General features: G+C 43.8%; 17 protein-coding genes. 11 read left to right on the forward strand and 6 right to left on the reverse strand.

What is annotated here, in order from left to right; genetic code table 11:
• The 6 genes from ACLSSO_RS16410 to hemH are packed head-to-tail and all read left to right on the forward strand — an operon-like array spanning position 1 to position 6,147.
• Complete coding sequence (locus ACLSSO_RS16410; protein WP_295903840.1) at positions 1-879, forward strand: sensor histidine kinase; 879 nt, start codon at positions 1-3, stop codon at positions 877-879.
• Positions 876-1,550 carry a response regulator transcription factor gene (locus ACLSSO_RS16415; RefSeq protein WP_295903838.1) on the forward strand — a complete coding sequence of 225 codons (675 nt, stop codon included), beginning with the start codon at positions 876-878 and terminating at the stop codon, positions 1,548-1,550. The genes ACLSSO_RS16410 and ACLSSO_RS16415 overlap by 4 nt, the downstream gene beginning before the upstream one ends.
• Positions 1,547-2,566, forward strand: coding sequence for a uroporphyrinogen decarboxylase family protein (locus tag ACLSSO_RS16420; protein ID WP_295903835.1), 1,020 nt, complete (start codon positions 1,547-1,549; stop codon positions 2,564-2,566). The genes ACLSSO_RS16415 and ACLSSO_RS16420 overlap by 4 nt, the downstream gene beginning before the upstream one ends.
• Complete coding sequence (gene hemN, locus ACLSSO_RS16425) at positions 2,563-3,912, forward strand: oxygen-independent coproporphyrinogen III oxidase (protein ID WP_295903833.1); 1,350 nt, start codon at positions 2,563-2,565, stop codon at positions 3,910-3,912. The genes ACLSSO_RS16420 and hemN overlap by 4 nt, the downstream gene beginning before the upstream one ends.
• A complete protein-coding gene (locus ACLSSO_RS16430) occupies positions 3,909-5,120 on the forward strand; it encodes a protoporphyrinogen/coproporphyrinogen oxidase (RefSeq protein ID WP_295903830.1) in 1,212 nt (403 codons plus the stop codon). Before hemN ends, ACLSSO_RS16430 begins: the two co-directional genes overlap by 4 nt.
• Entirely contained in the window at positions 5,113-6,147 is a 1,035-nt protein-coding gene (gene hemH, locus ACLSSO_RS16435) for a ferrochelatase (RefSeq protein WP_413943442.1), read from the forward strand. The genes ACLSSO_RS16430 and hemH overlap by 8 nt, the downstream gene beginning before the upstream one ends.
• Here the strand turns inward: hemH and ACLSSO_RS16440 are convergent.
• From ACLSSO_RS16440 to ACLSSO_RS16450, 3 genes are read right to left on the reverse strand one after another with little or no spacing between them, the layout of a single operon-like run.
• Positions 6,110-6,790, reverse strand: coding sequence for an LrgB family protein (locus ACLSSO_RS16440; RefSeq protein WP_413943444.1), 681 nt, complete (start codon positions 6,788-6,790; stop codon positions 6,110-6,112). The genes hemH and ACLSSO_RS16440 overlap by 38 nt on opposite strands.
• Positions 6,783-7,160 carry a CidA/LrgA family protein gene (locus ACLSSO_RS16445; protein ID WP_295901103.1) on the reverse strand — a complete coding sequence of 126 codons (378 nt, stop codon included), beginning with the start codon at positions 7,158-7,160 and terminating at the stop codon, positions 6,783-6,785. Before ACLSSO_RS16445 ends, ACLSSO_RS16440 begins: the two co-directional genes overlap by 8 nt.
• On the reverse strand, positions 7,161-8,888 hold the full coding sequence (locus tag ACLSSO_RS16450) for a cytochrome c biogenesis protein DipZ (protein ID WP_413943445.1): 1,728 nt from the start codon (positions 8,886-8,888) through the stop codon (positions 7,161-7,163).
• Between the two features lie 205 nt (positions 8,889-9,093).
• Between ACLSSO_RS16450 and ACLSSO_RS16455 the strand changes: the two genes are divergently transcribed.
• The 4 genes from ACLSSO_RS16455 to ACLSSO_RS16470 all read left to right on the forward strand — a co-directional run bounded on the left by ACLSSO_RS16455 (position 9,094) and on the right by ACLSSO_RS16470 (position 13,543).
• Positions 9,094-10,287 (forward strand): hypothetical protein, encoded by a 1,194-nt coding sequence (locus tag ACLSSO_RS16455; RefSeq protein WP_413943446.1) that lies wholly within the window; start codon positions 9,094-9,096, stop codon positions 10,285-10,287.
• Positions 10,280-11,437, forward strand: coding sequence for a hypothetical protein (locus ACLSSO_RS16460; protein ID WP_413943447.1), 1,158 nt, complete (start codon positions 10,280-10,282; stop codon positions 11,435-11,437). Before ACLSSO_RS16455 ends, ACLSSO_RS16460 begins: the two co-directional genes overlap by 8 nt.
• Positions 11,438-11,545: 108 nt before the next feature.
• A complete protein-coding gene (locus ACLSSO_RS16465) occupies positions 11,546-12,871 on the forward strand; it encodes a D-alanyl-D-alanine carboxypeptidase (protein ID WP_413943448.1) in 1,326 nt (441 codons plus the stop codon).
• Between the two features lie 12 nt (positions 12,872-12,883).
• Positions 12,884-13,543, forward strand: a complete 660-nt coding sequence (locus tag ACLSSO_RS16470; RefSeq protein WP_413943450.1) for an ankyrin repeat domain-containing protein — start codon at positions 12,884-12,886, stop codon at positions 13,541-13,543.
• 28 nt (positions 13,544-13,571) lie between these two features.
• Here the strand turns inward: ACLSSO_RS16470 and ACLSSO_RS16475 are convergent, their stop codons facing one another.
• The 3 genes from ACLSSO_RS16475 to ACLSSO_RS16485 form a co-directional block, all read right to left on the reverse strand.
• Positions 13,572-14,108: a superoxide dismutase family protein gene (locus ACLSSO_RS16475; protein ID WP_295901095.1), complete on the reverse strand. Its 537-nt coding sequence runs from the start codon at positions 14,106-14,108 to the stop codon at positions 13,572-13,574.
• Between the two features lie 96 nt (positions 14,109-14,204).
• Positions 14,205-15,818, reverse strand: coding sequence for a DEAD/DEAH box helicase (locus tag ACLSSO_RS16480; RefSeq protein WP_295901094.1), 1,614 nt, complete (start codon positions 15,816-15,818; stop codon positions 14,205-14,207).
• A gap of 65 nt (positions 15,819-15,883) precedes the next feature.
• Positions 15,884-16,699 carry an alpha/beta fold hydrolase gene (locus tag ACLSSO_RS16485; RefSeq protein WP_413943452.1) on the reverse strand — a complete coding sequence of 272 codons (816 nt, stop codon included), beginning with the start codon at positions 16,697-16,699 and terminating at the stop codon, positions 15,884-15,886.
• Between the two features lie 75 nt (positions 16,700-16,774).
• Between ACLSSO_RS16485 and ACLSSO_RS16490 the strand changes: the two genes are divergently transcribed.
• Complete coding sequence (locus ACLSSO_RS16490; protein WP_295901089.1) at positions 16,775-17,974, forward strand: CCA tRNA nucleotidyltransferase; 1,200 nt, start codon at positions 16,775-16,777, stop codon at positions 17,972-17,974.
• Positions 17,975-18,003: the final 29 nt, after the last annotated feature.

Below are 18,003 nucleotides of genomic sequence, written 5' to 3' on the forward strand. Positions count from 1 at the left end.
ATGACGAAGTCCTTCCTCAAACCTCATGTGAAAACAGCGTTGGCGATCGTTTGGTTCGCCTTTACGTTTTCACTTGTGGCTTGGTGGTGGGTGTTCTTCCTTTTACGCCTCAATCCCACAGAAGAATCAAGCCTTGAACAACTGCAAAAATCCCATCGCATGTTTGCATGGGAGGGATCGATTTTGCTCGGAGCAATTTTGATTGGTGGAATTGCGCTCGTGATATTTTCTTATCGCGATCAAAAGCGCCATCAACGTCTGCGTTTTTTCTTTTCGACATTCAGTCATGACATTAAAACGTCCATCGCTCGTCTTCGCTTACAGGCGGAAGTTTTAGAAGAAGACCTGCATGGAAATACAAACCCGGTGATGAAGCGTTTGATTCATGACATCCAACGCTTGGATCTTCAGCTAGAGAACTCTTTGCTCTTGGCAAATCTTGAAGCGGGCGAGCTTTTAAAAGAAGAAATCTCGTTAAGCGATTTGCTCTCAAGCCTTCGCATTGAATTTTCTGAATTAACTTTAGAACTTGAAAAGAACGCTGTGATCTATGGTGATCGCAGAGCCCTTTTGAGTGTTCTAAAAAATCTTCTTCAAAATGCCGTGATTCACGGAAAAGCCACCACCGTCCGCATTAAAGTGCGCGACTTGGGTGGCAGCCGCATTGAACTGCAAATTCAAGACGACGGCTTAGGTTTTAAAGGTCCTCTAGAAAAACTGGGTTTGGAGATCCTTAAATCTCAGGACTCTCGCAGCAATGGCATTGGCCTGCTGATCACCCGACGTCTTCTGCAAAAAATGAATGGCGACGTTATTTTTGAATCCAAAGACAACGAAGGATTTAAATCCCTTGTTGAGCTGGAGGGTCATTTGAAATGAGAAAAATCCTTCTTGTCGAAGATGATACGTCCCTCGGCGAAACTCTGACAGAGCGACTCAAAAAAGAATATGATGTCGCTTGGGGAAAGACCTTGGCTGAAGCCTGGACTTTGTTTTCGAAATCCAAAGACTTTGATTTGATTATTCTTGATGTCGGTCTTCCTGACGGAACAGGCTTTGAGCTTGCTGCCAAGATTAAGCAAATCTCTCCGGTTTTGTTTTTATTCCTCACAGCTCAGGCCGATGCAGAGTCGCGCTTGCAAGGTTTTGAATTGGGTGCCGAAGAGTACATTCCAAAACCATTTCATTTAAAAGAGCTTTTAATTCGCGTAAAACACGTTTTGGATGCCCATGCTCCGGCTCGTGAAATTGAACTTGAAAATTGCACAGTCAGCTTCACAAATATGTCCGTGCAAAAAAAATCAGGGCAGATCGAATATCCTCCCGTGACGGATATGAAGATCCTGCAACTTCTTATTGAAAAATCCCCTCGGGTTTTAAGTCGTGATGAAATCATGAATGAAATCTGGGGTGTTGATAAAAATCCAAGTCACCGAACGATTGATAATATTATTGTGCGCCTCCGCCAACTTCTTGGAGACGACGGAGAAAAACACATTCGCTCCGTTCGCGGCGTTGGCTACCAGTGGTCCACAGAGGAGAACTCATGAATACACTATTTAAAAACGCTCAACAAAGAACCCCTCAAGCTGTTCCACCGATCTGGTTTATGCGTCAAGCAGGCCGTTATCACAAACACTATCAAGGCTTGCGCTCTCAGCATTCATTTATGGACCTTTGCAAAAAGCCGGAACTCGCAGCCCAAGTGGCGCTGGGGCCAGTAGCTGAATTTGATTTCGACGTTTCCATTTTGTTCAGCGACATCTTATTCCCGCTTGAGGCTTTGGGTATGGGATTGGATTACACGGATCACGGTCCACAATTGGGATTTAAATTAAATCCTGAAACGATCAATACGTTGGGTTCTGTTGATAAGGCTGTTGAGTTCATGAGCTTTCAAAAGGAAGCGATGAAAGCGACTCGCGCCGTTTTGCCCTCAAACAAAAGCTTGATCGGCTTTGTCGGCGGCCCTTGGACTTTGTTCGTTTACGCGGTTGAAGGTTCGCACGCAGGCTCTTTGATTCAGTCAAAAACTTTGATTCATCTGTTTCCTAAATTTCTAGAGAAGATGTATCCACTTCTTAAAGAAAACATCCGTCTGCAATTCGAAGGTGGCGCTGAAACGGTCATGGTTTTTGATACGGCAGCAGGAGAAGTATCTCCGCTATTCTTCCAAGAGTGGATTCAACCTGTTCTTGCACGTATTGCTCAAGATTATCCGGGTAAGATCGGTTACTACTCTAAAGGAACTCAGTCTGTGTTCTTTAATAAAGCCTTTGCGGAGCTTCCTTGGGCAGGTCAGGGTTTCGATCACCGTTGCTGGATCCCGGACTCTTTCAAAGTTCAAAATAAAGGTTTCGTTCAAGGAAACTTCGATCAAAGTTTGTTATTTATGGATGACAGTGATTTCAAAAAAGCATTGCAAACATTCCTGACTCCAATGAAGGCCATGACCCTTCAGGAAAGAGCGGGTTGGGTTTGTGGTTTGGGTCACGGTGTTCTGCCTAAAACTCCAGAAAAGAATGTGAAACTTTTCGTGGAGACTGTCCGTAAGGAGCTCGCATGATGAAAGATCTTTTAGCAAAATACGATGTTCCCGCTCCCCGTTATACATCTTATCCAACGGTTCCTTATTGGGAAGTAAACCCGACAAGTGACCAATGGGTTCAGCATCTCAGAGCGACTCTTCAAGAAAAGCCAGGTGGCTGGTCGCTTTATTTGCACATTCCGTTCTGTGAATCACTTTGCACATTCTGTGGCTGCAACAACATCATCACTAAAGATCACAAAAGGGAAACTCCCTATGTCGATTTGATTCTAAAAGAATGGCAGCTTTACATAGAGCAAGTGCCTGAACTTTTAGAAAAACCGTTAAAGCACATTCACCTCGGAGGAGGAACTCCAACGTTCTTATCAGCAGAGTCTCTTGTGCAACTCCTTCGCCCGATCATGTCGCGTGTTAAAGTCGACCTTAATGATTTTGAGGGTTCTATCGAAGTCGATCCTCGCCGCACGAATCCACAACAATTAAAAGCTCTGCGTGAGCTGGGCTTCACACGTGTGAGCATGGGCGTTCAAGATTTCAATCCTGAAGTGCAAAGACTTGTGAATCGCATTCAGCCTTTTGATATCACTGCGAACCTCACAAAAGCCGCGCGTGATATGGGCTACACTTCGGTGAACTTCGATTTGATCTATGGCCTTGCGAAACAAACCCCTGAGTCAATCCGTGAAACAGCGAAAGCCACTGTGCAACTTCGCCCGGACCGTATCGCTCTTTACAGTTTTGCTTTGGTGCCGTGGATTAAACCCGCCCAAAGACTTTTTAAAGACGAAGACCTTCCGAAATCAGCTGAAAAACGAGAGCTCTACGAAATCGCTCGCGGTGTTTTGCTTGAAGCGGGCTACGTGGAAGTTGGCATGGATCACTTTGCTCTGCCAACAGACAATTTGTGCGTAGCTATGAATGAAAAGCGTTTGCATCGTAACTTTATGGGCTACACGGATCAACGCACGGATGTTCTTTTGGGCTTGGGTGTTTCTTCAATTTCTGAAACTCCTTACAGCTTCCATCAAAATGAAAAAGTGCTGCCTTTGTATGAAGCTGCCCTCGATGAAGGTCGGCTTCCAACACTGCGTGGACACGTTTTAACGGCGGAAGATCAAGTTCGTCGTGATCAAATTTTAAAATTGATGACCGAGTTCGAAGTGAAATTCACTGATGAGACGCAAGAGAAACAATCTGAAGAGTTTTTAGCCGAGATGATCAAAGACTCCTTGGTTGAGGTTCGCGAACACAAATTAGTTGTGAAAGAGGCCGGACGTCCTTTCTTACGAAATGCATGTGTGTTCTTTGATGAGCGCTTAAAGTCCAAACAACCTCAGACAAAAATCTTTTCGCAATCTATATGAAAAAAGTCAGCGTGATTGGCGCTGGCTTTGCCGGGCTCACCGTAGCTCTCAGACTTGCGCAAAAAGGTTTTGAAGTCGATCTCTATGAAAGCTCTTCCCGCGTAGGAGGGCTTTTAGGTACAGATGTCACCGATTACGGAATAGCAGAGCGTGCCGCCAATGCTTTGATTTGCACGGAAAAAGCGGTGGGCCTTTTCAAGGAATTGGGCATAACGCCCGTCACTCCTTTGCAAACTTCGAAAAAAAGATTTCTTTTTCGCGAGACTCCTCGCGCTTGGCCATTGAGCTTTGTCGAAACTGTGGGGTTTCTGGGCCGTCTTCTTCCCAGGGCTCTGGGCGGCAAAAAGAATTTAAAACCCCGTGATAATGAAACTTTACAGACGTGGGGACTGCGCAATATCGGACCTCACGCCACTCAATACATTCTAGGTCCTGCCATGCAGGGAATTTATGGCAATGAGATTTCGGGTCTGAGTGCGGGTTTGATTTTAGGCCCTATCTTTTCAAAAAAGAAGAAAGATAAATACAAAGGTCTTTTGACAGGGCCGTACGGAATGCAAGATCTTGTGGATCATTTGCTGGCGAAGCTCAAAGAACTTAACGTCAATGTCCGTTTAAACTCTAGCGTCGATCCCAAAACTCTTTCAGGACCTCTCGTTGTCGCTACATCAGCTCAAGCCGCAGCAAATCTTTTAAAAGCCTCACACCCTGACACCTCAGAACTTTTAAAGCGCATTCGTATGTCGTCTTTGATGAGTGTTACGTTGTTCTTCAGCAAACCCCAGACATCTTATCAAGGTTTTGGCTGTTTGATTCCGCGTGGATATGGCTTAAAATCTTTGGGAGTTCTTATGAACTCTTATATTTTTAAAGGCCGTGATAAAACTTATAACGAGACATGGATTTTAGGTGGTGTGGAAGAAGAAGCACTTCTTGATCTTTCCGATTCAGAAATTTTGACACTAATCGCGGAGGAGCGTCATCGCATCCTCGGCCATAAGGAAAGCCTTCTTGATTATCGCATCAACCGCTGGAAAAATGCTTTGCCTTATTACGATCTACAGCTAGAAGAAACTTTGAGAAAATTAAACCGTGAGGCTTCAAAAGATTTGTACTTGCACGGAAATTATCTTGGAGGCATTGGTTTAAGTAAAATACTTGAGCGCAGTGATATGCTCGCAGAGGAGATTGCGAATCAACATGGCTAAAAAAGGTGTCTTGCTTTTAAATATCGGAAGTCCTAAGTCCTACGAAGTCAAAGATGTAAAAAAATACCTTAATACGTTTTTGATGGATAAAGACGTGATTAATTTGCCATTCGTTTTTCGTTGGCCTTTGGTTCACCTTTTGATTGTTCCTCGCCGCGCTCCTTTTTCCGCAGAAAACTACAAAAAAGTTTGGCTTCAAGGAGAGGGCTCTCCTCTCACCGTCTACACCCAAAGATTTGCCAGCCGGCTTCAAAAGGATCTTGGCAGCGATTATCTTGTAAAGGTCGGCATGCGCTATGCGGAACCGGGAATTGAAAAAGCTTTGCGTGAATTTGAAGAGTCTGGAGTTGAAACAATTATCCTGGCTCCCCTTTTTCCCCAATATGCGGAAGCCACGACAGAATCTTCGCTGAAAGAAGTCGACCGATTAGCAGGCCGTTTAGGAATTGATATCCCCACAGAAAGCCTGCCTCCGTTCTTTGATGAAAAAGCATTTATTGATCCTACCGTTCGTATCATCCAAGAAACTTTGGGCGACGAAAAGCCGGATCATTATCTTTTCTCGTTCCACGGCCTTCCTGAAAGTCATATTCGCAAAGTGCCTGGTTGTTTGCGCAGCGACGATTGCTGTTTTGAGGAAAATGCCTGCGCCAAGAATTGCTATCGCGCTCAATGTTTTGAATCCGCGACACAGATCGCAGAATCTTTAGGGCTTCTTGACAGTCACTGGAGCGTCTCTTTTCAATCACGATTGGGCCGTGGCGAATGGTTAAAACCAGCAACGGATCACTCTTTAGAAATTCTTGCGCAAACAGGAAAGAAAAAAGTGGCGGTGATTTGCCCTTCGTTTGTCGCTGATTGCATCGAAACCTTGGAAGAAATAGGAATCGGCGGGCAAGAAACGTTTAAAGAACACGGCGGTCAGGAGTATCATCTGATTCCATGCTTGAATGATGATAAAGAATGGACATCAAAGTTCGCTGACTTAATTAGGGAATTAAAAATAGTAACAGCGGAATCAAGATAGCAGTCATCAAACCGTTGAGCGCCATCGCGAGTCCTGCGAAAGCGCCAGCCATTTCATTGATTTGAAAAGCACGGAAAGTCCCAAGACCGTGAGCTGCAAGTCCCATGGAGAATCCTTTAACAAGCGGATCTTTTACTTTCACAAGCTTCATCACGGTGCCAGCCACAATGGCCCCGACAATTCCGGTTATCATCACAAAAACTGTCGAGAGCGTTGGCACCCCACCGATCTTTTCTGAAATTCCCATCGCGATAGGCGTGGTCACTGATTTTGGCGACAGAGATAAAAGAATGTCATGGGGAAGACCTAAAAAATAGCCCACCAGGACGGCACTAAAAATTCCGATAAAAGATCCCACGGTCAAAGCAATCGTCAGTGGAACTAAAACTTTTTTAAGGCGCGACAGTTGATTGTATAACGGCAGCGCAAATCCCACTGTCGCCGGCCCCAGCATAAAATGAATCGGACGAACGCCTTGGAAATATTCTGCATAGGGAATACGAAAAATCAGAAGAACGGCGATCACCGCCATCATCGTAATCACCGGAGGACTCAAAAACGGATGATCTTTTCCGTAAGTACTAAGTTTTCTTGCCGCAAGATAAAATCCGAAAGTCATAATCAAAGAAAACAACTCAATCATGAGAAGTCTCCGTCTGATTTTTCTTAATAAGAACATTAAAGAACCAAGCTGTTACAGCAAGAGTGACGGTTGTACTTACCAGCAGAGTCACTCCCATCGCCCAACCGTATTTGCCGAACAAATCAAAATAATCGATAATTCCAACACCGGCCGGAACAAAGAAGAGAGCTAGGTGCGCATTCATGAATTGGCTGAGAGCTTCGACTTTTTGTTTCAATGGTGGATACAAAACCAGAGCGATAAAAAAATAGACCATTCCAAGAACAGGTCCTGGAATAAACAAATGAAGGAGTCGAACCGTTCCCTCACCCAAAAACTGAAAACAAAGCAAGATGAGAAGTGCCAAAATCATGATGGCAAAGACTAACACTCATCCAAATGTAAATGCAAAAGCTTCCACATCCGGATCTAAAAATTCAATTTCAAAAGTTCGATCGCGAATGTCGCCTGCATCTTTCTGGCGAATCAGTTGATACAAACGATTCTCTTTGACGATGCCCTGACCTTTTTCATCCACATCCATTCCGTGATCCGCTCCCGGCGCGTGCCCATCAATATTGACACGAAATCGAACTGAGGAACCCGCTTTATGAGGACCTAAAACCAAATGTAAATCGCGTGCATGAAAACGATAAATTATTTTGCCACCTGCTTTGGTGAGTGTGGCACTCTCATTGGAAATGCTCCAACGACCGCCTAGTGTCCATTCGTTAAGTTCCAGATTTTTAACTGCGACGTAATCTTCCTCGCGGTCCGCTTTCAGAATCGGTGTTAGTCGTAAATTTTCAGCACGAGCGTAACCAACATACGTCTCTGGGGATTTAATATCGTTCATTTGCGGGGCCGCTTGCGCACCCCGTGCTTCCACTTTCACTACACCAGAAGAAATTGCGGGTTGCCCGCCCTCTTTGAGAAGGTCTTGGATAACCATTTCGGACTCTTCATATTGTCCTTCACCAAAGTGATGATGACGAAGACGCCCCTGTCGATCCAAAAAATAATGGGCAGGCCAATAGTGGTTATCAAATGAATTCCATATGCGATACTCATTGTCCATTGCCACAGGATATCCAATCTCAAGTTCCTTAATAGCTTTTGCAACATTGTCGGGATCTTTTTCGAAAGCGAATTCAGGAGTGTGCACGCCGATAACCACGAGACCTTGATCTTTGTATTTCTCTGCCCAAGCTTTCACATAGGGTAGCGCGCGCAGACAGTTGATGCATGAATAAGTCCAGAAATCCACAAGCACGACTTTCCCTTTTAAGGCCTCAAATGAAAGAGCGGGCGAGTTAAACCATTGAGTGGCTCCGGCCAAACTGATTGGAAGATCGTTCATGGCTTCTAGATCTTGTTTCTCCACCCCGCTAAGCTGAGAATTTTCACCACGGAAAATTTGGATGAGCTTATTTTCGATATCTTCCGTTTGAACTTTGGAAATTCTAGTAAGAACTGTGCGATCAAGGCCAAAAGTTATCGTTAAAACTCCAAAAAGTACCGCGATACCTAGCGCGATTTTTATTCCCCGTTCTGCTTTCAAAGATTTTTTCAATACTCCTAAAAATTTTCCCCCGGCGACAAGAGCCAGCATCAGAGATGTGGCAGCTCCTAAAGCATAAGCCAGAAGAAACCAAATGGCACTTTGCGTACTTCCTTGAGAAGCCGCCCCAGTTAGAATCAGTCCTAAGATAGGTCCCGCACAGGGAGCCCACAGAAGACCTGTCGCAACTCCCAACAAGAGAGATTTAGAAAAACTTGCTTGAGACTTTGAGTTCTCGCTGAGTTTTGAACCCCAACGTGTGAACGGTTCAAAGAACCTATCGAAAAACTGTGGAAAGATCAGTGATAAACCAAAGACTGTGAGAAGAACAATGGCAATCCACCGTCCCCAATTGTTGGCTTGAACAATCCATGCTCCGCCGAGAACCGCCAAACTTGAAAAAACCGCGAACGTCAAAGCCATGCCTAACAAAAGGGGCAATCCACTTTTTCGAAAAGGTTGATCTGCTTTCGCAAAGACAAAAGGAATCACCGGAAGGATGCAGGGACTTAAAATCGTTAGAACTCCCCCAATATACGACAGCACTAAGAGCCACATGATCGTCTCCTCTGCACGAGTCTGTCCTAAGACTACATCTTTCAATTATCCCAGAAAAGTTGTTAAAAACCATGGTCTTGCCTAATGACGGATTTGGTAAGGTGTCATTTCTGTAGACAGCAACCCCGCCTTCTTTTGCAGCCTAACTAGCGGCATACCTTGCATATTTATATGCTTGATGAACCTATCACAGGCGTTTCTCATTTTGAGACAATTGATTCTTACGGCTTTGATCATAGCCGTAGGGGCTTGCTCGTTCAAAAAAGATCCGGAGAAAAACGACTCAGTAAAGCCGACAGTCATTAACCAACAAGACAAGGTTCCATCCATAAACCTAGAAAGTATTATAACTCAAAGTGATTCCAAGAAGGCGATTGAAGAGCTTTCCAAGATTAAAATAGAAAACATCAACGGCAAAAACACTAGTGACGGAACACTCTTAGATACCGCTATCCGTTTGGAAAAAATCGATTTGATTAATTATTTGGTCCTTAGAGGATCAAATGCTTTTCAACTTTCGGAAGAAAGCTACAAAAAGATGGAACACAACCAATCCATCAACGATGCTTTTGCGAGCCTTCATAAAGATATTTTCTTTAATATCTTGAACCGTTTTCCCTCGAACGATGGCATCGAGGAAAGTGATTATGATGATTATGACAAAGCACTATCTGCCGAAAAAATGGGTCCTATCGGCTGCCTCAAATACATAGATTTTTTGATGAACATAAAATTCTTCTGGCGTAAGCCTACAGGTGCAGGAATATATTACGAAGGGGCTACAACCAAAAATATTGAGTCTGTCGTTTTGCGAACTCTTAACGTAAGTGAATGCTCCCAATACAAAAAGCAATTTAATCTAATTAAAGTAAGCGAATGGATTTCTAACGAATTCATCCATCAATTTTACCAGGACTTCGAATCCTCTGATTTTATTAAATTTCTGTTAACTCTCCCTAAAGAACGCTTCTTAAAAATTACAATCACGAATTCGTTCGATGACCAACTGCCAAGGCAACTTCGTATCGATCCTCTTGCATTTATAGTCGTAAAAAAGCCATGCATGGAGGAAGAAAACTTTAATAGTTGGTATGGCATTTTCAACAAGCTTGAAAAGGGTGGCTACAACTATAGTGATACCTTTCAATACAAAACGGATGAAGAAATCAAGTCTTGTTCGGAAGATGAATTTTGTTCCGACCCGGATGGTAATTGGTCAACGCTAACAGCGGTGTTCAATGGATTACTTAAAAAGAATGAAGATGATCTTTCTACTTACGAGCGATACGTCTCTAGCATGAATAACGCTGAAGATGAATTAAACGAAGATGACTTAGCTGCCAGAAAGAAAATAAAAAAACTTGTCTGCAAACATTTCTACGGGGAAAAAGATGAATAATTTAATCGGAATTATTGTCATTTCTCTCCTTTTATTTTCGGGATGCTCTTTCTCGAAGAACCCGCATCTGGAGGTTTCTAAGAACGAAACCAAGCCAGCTTTATCGGAAAAACAAAAAAATCTTATCGCCGCCACAAAACTGGGAGATATTAACTTAGTAAAGTCTATTGCCGCCAGTCTTTCGCCTTCAGAGCATAAATTCTTTGATACCGAAGAGACACCAATGTCGATTGCGATTGAAACCAATCAACCTGAAGTCGTTCGTCTTTTTCATGACTTAAATATAAATCCGGGAAATCTTGGTCGTATAAACGAGACACTTAACCAGAAAATTCTCAATGTCTCAGTAAAAAAAATATATGAAAAGATCAACATACTCGAAGCCGAGAAGATTAAAGACCAATTTACTGCATCAGAAGAAGCGTACTACGACACTCAGTCTTCGATGCTATTTAAAGAGTTAGAACAATATCTCTCGGGACACAAAAATGAAGCTTTGGCTAACCTAAAGAAACTAGATCTCAACTGTTTGTTTGTCGCCAATCAGGCAGTTGTGTGGATGCAGGCAAAAGACGCCAATTCAAACTTCAAGGAAATGATTCCCCTTCTTCAAGGCTTGTCATGTTCTTCTTCTTCAGAAAATTTGGACCAAATTTATAAGCTGGAATTGGTACGTCAATTCCAAAATAATTATAATCAAACAACGCTCTTAGAGTTTATTTTTAAACATCCAAACTTTGGTAATCCAATGTGGAATATTGATAATTCAGGAATTTGGATCAGCCCTTCTCTTTTACTGAATGTTGTGTATAGCGATGAAAACCGCCCCAACAGCAAGGGTCATCATTGTTCAGAAGGAATGATGTGCTCAGACGAAATATCAAATGCTTACCAATCTAAAATAGAAAAGCTGAGCCTTGCCGGAAACAAGTATGACTTAATCCTCACGAAAGATGGAAAAATCCTTAATAGCTTTTTGAAATTCTCCGCGACTCATATTAATGACAATGACGAATTTTATGTGACCGTAGCCCTATATATGTACGGAAAGAGACACTATACGTCGCCAGATCAAGAGTCAGGAGATAAACCAGAGGTGATTCCGTGGAGCATCTGGTTACAAATTGCAGAAGAAGGGGTCCACGATTAACACGCAAAAGGCGTCACTGTATCAAATCTGTACACTTCATTACCTATATAAAATGTGCACGGTAGGCACATAAGTTGTAAGAAGTGGGACGTTGCTAGGAGATAAGAGATGGTAAATTCGTTGAAAATGAAAATGTTGTACGTAACGTTGGGTCTGATTACTGCTTCGTCCGCCTCTGCAAAGGTATACGTGAACTCCATGTGTACGATGAGGGCCAACTCCCAAAATAAAGTTATCGATGGTGATAATAATAAAGACGATAAATTTCCATTAGCGTCTATTTCTAAAGTAGTTACAACTTTGTGGGCTATCGAAAAGCTAGGCCCAGACTATCGATTTACCACTAAGCTTCATGTCAATAGAGTGGGTAATAACGCTTATGATGTTCACATTGAGGGCTCACGAGACCCACTTATTAGCAGAAATACCGGATATTTCCTCGTCTCAGAACTCAACAGAGCCGGTATTGATATCAAAAATATCGAACGCTTAAGCTTTGACGAAAATTTTCTAATCAACTGGGGACTTGAAGAGCATCCAGGTATTGATACTCCCTACTATAGAACTATGCAGGCTCAAGTCGAAGCGGTTCGTGGCCAGCTCGTTGCAAACTTTATCACGCCTATCGATTTTGGGAAAAATAGTGCATATAACATTCTTAAAGCTAGGGCGGCAAAAATTGGTGTTTCAATGGAATCAACACCAAAGATAAATGTGCGTCAGGTTGAGTTTGTTTCAAAGAAAGATTTTGTTAAACAAGCTGATACAACAACGCTTCTTTATAGATCCACTCCTCTTAAAACAATTTTAAAACGAATGAACAATCAATCCAATAACTATATTGCGGATAACCTTTACTGGAATCTTGGCGGAACATCTGAGTTTAATAAATATCTTCAATCATCGTTATCATTGAGCACCAACGAGATGGAATTCTATCTTGGGTCTGGCAACAATGCAGATTACATTCTAAATCCGGGTGGCAAAGCTGTTTATAACGAAGCGACTTGCGAAGCAATGATCAAAGTTCTTTATAAACTGGACAAGTCCTTAGAAGCAAAAGGACTTCAATTAAGTGATGTTATGGCCGTCGCTGGTAAAGACAATACTTCAACAGTTGCGGAAAAGTACGGATACGGTGGTGTTTTCGCGGGTTCAACAGTGGCTAAAACAGGAAGCGTCGATAAAGCTAAAACACTTGCTGGCACTGTCTCCACGGCAAAAGGCGAAATTTATTTCGTTGTTTTGATGAACACTGACGGAAGAAGTGAATGGGGTTCTGCAAGTGGCGTTATCAAAGAAAAAGTAAAAAACTTAATTAATTCAAATGGCGGCCCTAAAGACATTGGCTATAAAAACGAGATCATAGCGTTGCCATTCGATGCTGCTTCAAAACTTCAAAATGCAGCTAATATTTCGTTGGGAAAAAAATAAGTAGGTTAACTGATGAAACACTGTAAACAAATACTATCTCTACTAATAGTTCTGGCTGTAGTTCATCCTACATTTGCGAACACAGCTCAGACCAACCTGAACAAGGAAATCCAAAAGGCCGCTCAAGAAGGAGATACTTCTAAGTTTATGAAGCTAGCCAAGGATAAATCTTTGGATCTAAATGCCCAGGATGAAGAAGGAATGACTCCTCTTATGAGCGCAGCTTTGGGCGGCAACGAAAAGATTGTTCAATTCCTTCTTGCAAAAAAAGTAAACCTTGAAACAAAGAATAAAGTTGGCGACACGGCTTTGGCAGTTGCATTGACAAATGACCAATTTGATATCGCTAAACAACTTATTAAAGCTGGAGCAAAAGTAGATATCACAGTGGCTGGAGACAACAGTGATACTCTTTTAATCAGATCGGCTTCAGGAAATCTTGGAACTACGAAGTTAATTCTGGAAAAAAATGGCAATTTGATAAACAAGACAAACAAGCTCGGCGAAACGGCTTTGATGAAGAGCATCGAATTCCGCTATAACGATATCACAAAACTTCTTCTAGCGAACGGTGCCAACACCAAACTAAAAAACAAAGATGGTAAGACGGCTCTAGATATAGCAAAAGAGTCCAACAACGAAGAAGCCATCAAACTCCTCTCAAAAAAGTAGAAAAAGGTACCTGGTACCTTTTTCTTTTTTATTTCGTGCGATCCGGTGTTTTGATTTCACCGCAGGCGATGCGTTTGCCAGAAGCTCCTGAAGGCTGGCTTTGATAATCGTCGGGACGTTCGTGAATAATGATGGTCGTGCCGCCTCTTTTGAGCAAAGAGTTCGGACCTTCTTTTAAAGTCACCATAGTATTGATTTCTTCTGAATGTCCCTGCCCATCTACTTTAACTTCAATGTTTTTCAAATCACCTGCATGAGGTCCGCCTTTTACGTGGCCATGCTTTTGTTTTTGGCTGGGATTGAAATGCTCGCCGGCCGATTTGAAATCAGGACCTTTGCAAACACCCTTTTCATGAAAATGAGCGGCATAAGTTCCAGGAGACAGCTTTGTAAGATTGATTGTGACTTTAACACCATCGGGTTCCTGAGTGAGATTGAGATCTCCGACTTGTTCCCCTTGAGCGTTGTTGATGATGACCGCGACAGGCTCAATCACTTTTTGCGCCGCCCACACAACAGATCCCGAACTGACAAAAACAAAACAGAGTAAAGAAAGTTTTCCCACACGCTCCTCCCCATTGACGTCATTGGAACACACGAAGAAATGAGGAGATAATTAAAAATAAGAAAGGGACCTTGCGGTCCCTTTTTAAAATCCGTCTTATGAGAAAAGACGTTTGAAGAATCCTGAGATCTTTTGTCCCAGTGATTTTTGTGCGACCACTGGAGCATGCTTTTTAGCATGTTGCGGGTGTGGTCCCTTACGATGTTCATGGCGTTTTTGATCGTGGCGTTTGCCACCCTCATGACGTCTTTGCTGATGTTGATCAGGACGCTTTCCGCCTTCATGTTTTTTATGTTCCGGACGTGGTCCACCTGGACGGTTGCCTTGAGCAGATCGTTGTTGATCACGAGGACCTTTTTCATGACGGCGCTGTTCGCCACCACGACGCTCGCCTCTTGGTCCGCCACCACTGCGACGTTCTCCGCCGCCACCGCCTTGACGCTCACGCGGAGCACGGGCACGGTCCAAAGATTTTGGATAATGACCTTCATGATGGTGAGACATCGCTTTGAAGTCTTTCACCAACTGATCGTTTTCCAAATAACCAACTTCTACTTTGTGTTTCAAATAATCTTCGATGCGTGCCAAAGCTTCGATGTCTTTGTCACCCACCAAAGAGAACGCTTGTCCCGTTGTACCCGCGCGACCTGTACGGCCGATACGGTGAACATACGATTCACTGTCGTTTGGAAGTTCATAGTTGATCACCATGTCGACACCCTTGATATCCAAACCGCGTGCTGCCACGTCAGTTGCCACCAAGATGTTCATGTTGTTTTCAGCTTTGAACTGCTCAATCACGCGATTGCGTTGCGCTTGAGTTAACAAGCTCGAGATCGCCATCGCAGGAATGCCGTTATCAACCAAGAATCTTGCGATTTTCTCTACACTTAACTTGAAGTTTGTGAAGATGATCGCCTGTTTTGGGTTGTGCACTTTCAACAAAGACAAAAGCTGCTGAGGCTTTTCATCACTGCCGACGTGGAAGATTTGGTCTTTCACGTTTTCAGCTTTGGCTTGATCGCGGCTGATGTTGATTTCAACAGGCTCAGAACCAAATTGGTAAGCCGTGTTCAAAACATCGAAGTTCAATGTGGCGCTAAAGACCAAGAACTGACGTTCACGAGGCACTCTTTGCAAGATGTACTTCATGTCGTCTTTAAAGCCCATGTCGAACATGCGATCGGCTTCATCGAACACAATCGCGCGAACTTGTTTCAAGTCCACCAAGTGTTCTTTGTAAAGATCAATCAAGCGGCCCGGTGTTGCGACAATAAATTCAACGCCATTTTTAAGCGCCTCTTTTTGTTTGTCGTAACCCGTTCCACCGTAAATCGCAAAACCGCGAAGACCTGAATCGACGCTGAATTTTGTGATGTTCTCTTGAACTTGTTCTGCCAACTCGCGAGTCGGAACCAAAATCAAAATAAAATTTTGTGGTTTCCAATCTTTGAAGGCGCGTTTTTCGTAAAGTGCTTTTTGTTCCTCAGTCGCGTCACCTGGTGCCGGACGAGCGCGAAGGATGCGCTCCATAAGAGGAATAACAAAAGCGGCGGTTTTTCCTGTGCCTGTTTGTGCAAGTCCTGCGACATCCTTACCTTCAAGGATGTGGGGCATGGCTTGTTCCTGAATCGGTGTGCAATCCTCGTAATTCAATTTTTGGATTGCAGACAACAAACTAGGCTCTAAATTCAACTCTGAGAATTTCAACTTTCTGTACTCCAGTCTGAAGCTCCCAAAGTAATCACCGGGAAGCGAAAAGTCAAAGCAGGTGCTTAAAAGCCGCCCACAAACATCTTCAAGGCCTCGATGAAAGCCTGAGGTTGATCTGAGTGCACCCAATGACCGGCATTGGGGATTTCGACGCCCTTAATCATAGAATTGTGCGCCAGCATTTTCTCGTAATTTTCGCGGCTAAGTTCCTTGGAGTTTCCGCCTCGGACCAACAAAGTCGGAACCTTAAGGCTCCCCACCTCGGCCCAACGGTCCCCTTGTCTGCCTAAACGGACCGAATCAATAATTGCTTGTTTAGAGAAGCGCCAGTCCACGGTGCCGTTCGGTTTTTCCTCCATATTAGAGTAAAAATAGTTCGCCATAACCTGCACGTTCTCGCGGGTCTTGGCCGTTTTTACGAAATCCTCAAAGAAATAGCGCTTCGCCTCCTCACGAGAAGCAAAGGGACTCGGCACCAAATTCAATAAATATTCGTAATACTCATGAGCTTGAGGGTTGCCTTCAGGGCCGATGTCCTCAATGACCAGATGGCTGAGATATTGGGGAAAACGAGAGGCGAAGTTTAAAACGTTTCGTCCTCCCATCGAATGGCCGACCAAGATAAATTTGTCCCAACCAAGCTCATCCACGATTTTCTTAAGGTCATTGGCGTAATCTTCGGGAGAGTAACCTTCGGGAGGCTGAAAAGAACGGCCGTGCCCGCGTTGATCGTAGGCCAAGCAATGTTCCGTGGCCTCAAGGCTGGAGATGATTCGACGCCAGTTTTGCCCATAGCCCATCAAACCGTGCACGAAAATCCACTTCCGTCCGTCTTCGGGGCCATAAAAATGATGGTAAAAATTCGCTAAATAAGACATGGCCTTTTTATACTCCCGAGAAAAGGTCTCAACAACGTTTGAATTTTGATGCGAAGGGATGTAGATTCAGCCTCGATGACATCTCAGCAAAAGCCCCAGCTCCATGAGGACTGGATCGACTCCTACGCCTTAAGAATTGTCCGAAGTCTGCAAGACTCCGGGTTTGAAACCTACCTTGTGGGCGGCTGTGTTCGCGACTTGCTTGTTGGCATTCATCCGAAAGACTTCGACATCGCCACCAACGCTCTTCCCAATCAAGTTCGCAAAAAAGTTCCCAATGCCTATGTGATTGGTCGTCGCTTTAAGCTGGTTCTTGTCAAACGCGGCGATCAGCAATTTGAAGTCGCTACTTTCCGTCGCAACGTCACTCCTGAAGAATTAACAGCCATGGGAGACGACACGGTCGAGGGAGACAACTACTTCGGTACTGTCGAAGAAGACGCTCAACGCCGCGACTTCACGGCCAATGCGATTTTTTATGATCCTGTTCAACACAAGTTGCTGGATCATTGCGGGGGTCTTCAAGACATTCAAGATCGTGTTTTGCGCATGATCGGCGATCCGAAGGAACGCTTTATCGAAGATCCAATACGCATTTTGCGCGCGATTCGTTTGTCGCATAAGTTGCATTTTTCTATTGAGTCTTCGATGCGTGCGGCGATTGCCGAATGCAGCGTGGAGCTTAAAAAATCCGTACTTCCTCGCCGTCGTGAAGAGTGGTTGAAGTTCTTGCGTTTAAACGAACCTCACCGCGCCTTCATGGAGCTTTTTGATTTGCACATCATGGAGCAAATTCTTCCGGGCTTGCAATCCGTGTTCGTAGATCCTGCAAAAATGGAGACTTTCGAAATCCATCTTGCAAGAATCAATTCGGCCCAAATTGACAAAGCCAATCCGATCGAGCTTTTTGCAGGCTTTATGCTGGCATTTATGAAAGCGCAATACGGTGAAGAACCTTGGAATCACGATGAACTCGCAAATGATCCAAAGCTTGCGTATTTCATGCGTGAAGAAATGGGTATTTTCAAACAAGAGATCACGATCTTCTTTAAAGCTTTGCACATCATGCAAGGTCTGCACAGAATCGAAAACTACTCTCGCAAAGGCGAGCGTCGTCAAATGGCCTTCATTCACAATGAATCGTTTGGCCTGGCTTTGAAACTGGCAAAAATGGATTACTCTCTTTCGGGTGCTCAACTAGCGTACTGGTTGCAGCAAATCGAAAAATACCGAGGTGGCCTTCCAATGAAGACTACCGAGGAACCTCAACACTAATCTTACGTTTCATATTCTCATTATAGTAC

The sequence above is a fragment of the Bdellovibrio sp. HCB-162 genome (assembly GCF_047344985.1).
Classification (GTDB): domain Bacteria; phylum Bdellovibrionota; class Bdellovibrionia; order Bdellovibrionales; family Bdellovibrionaceae; genus Bdellovibrio.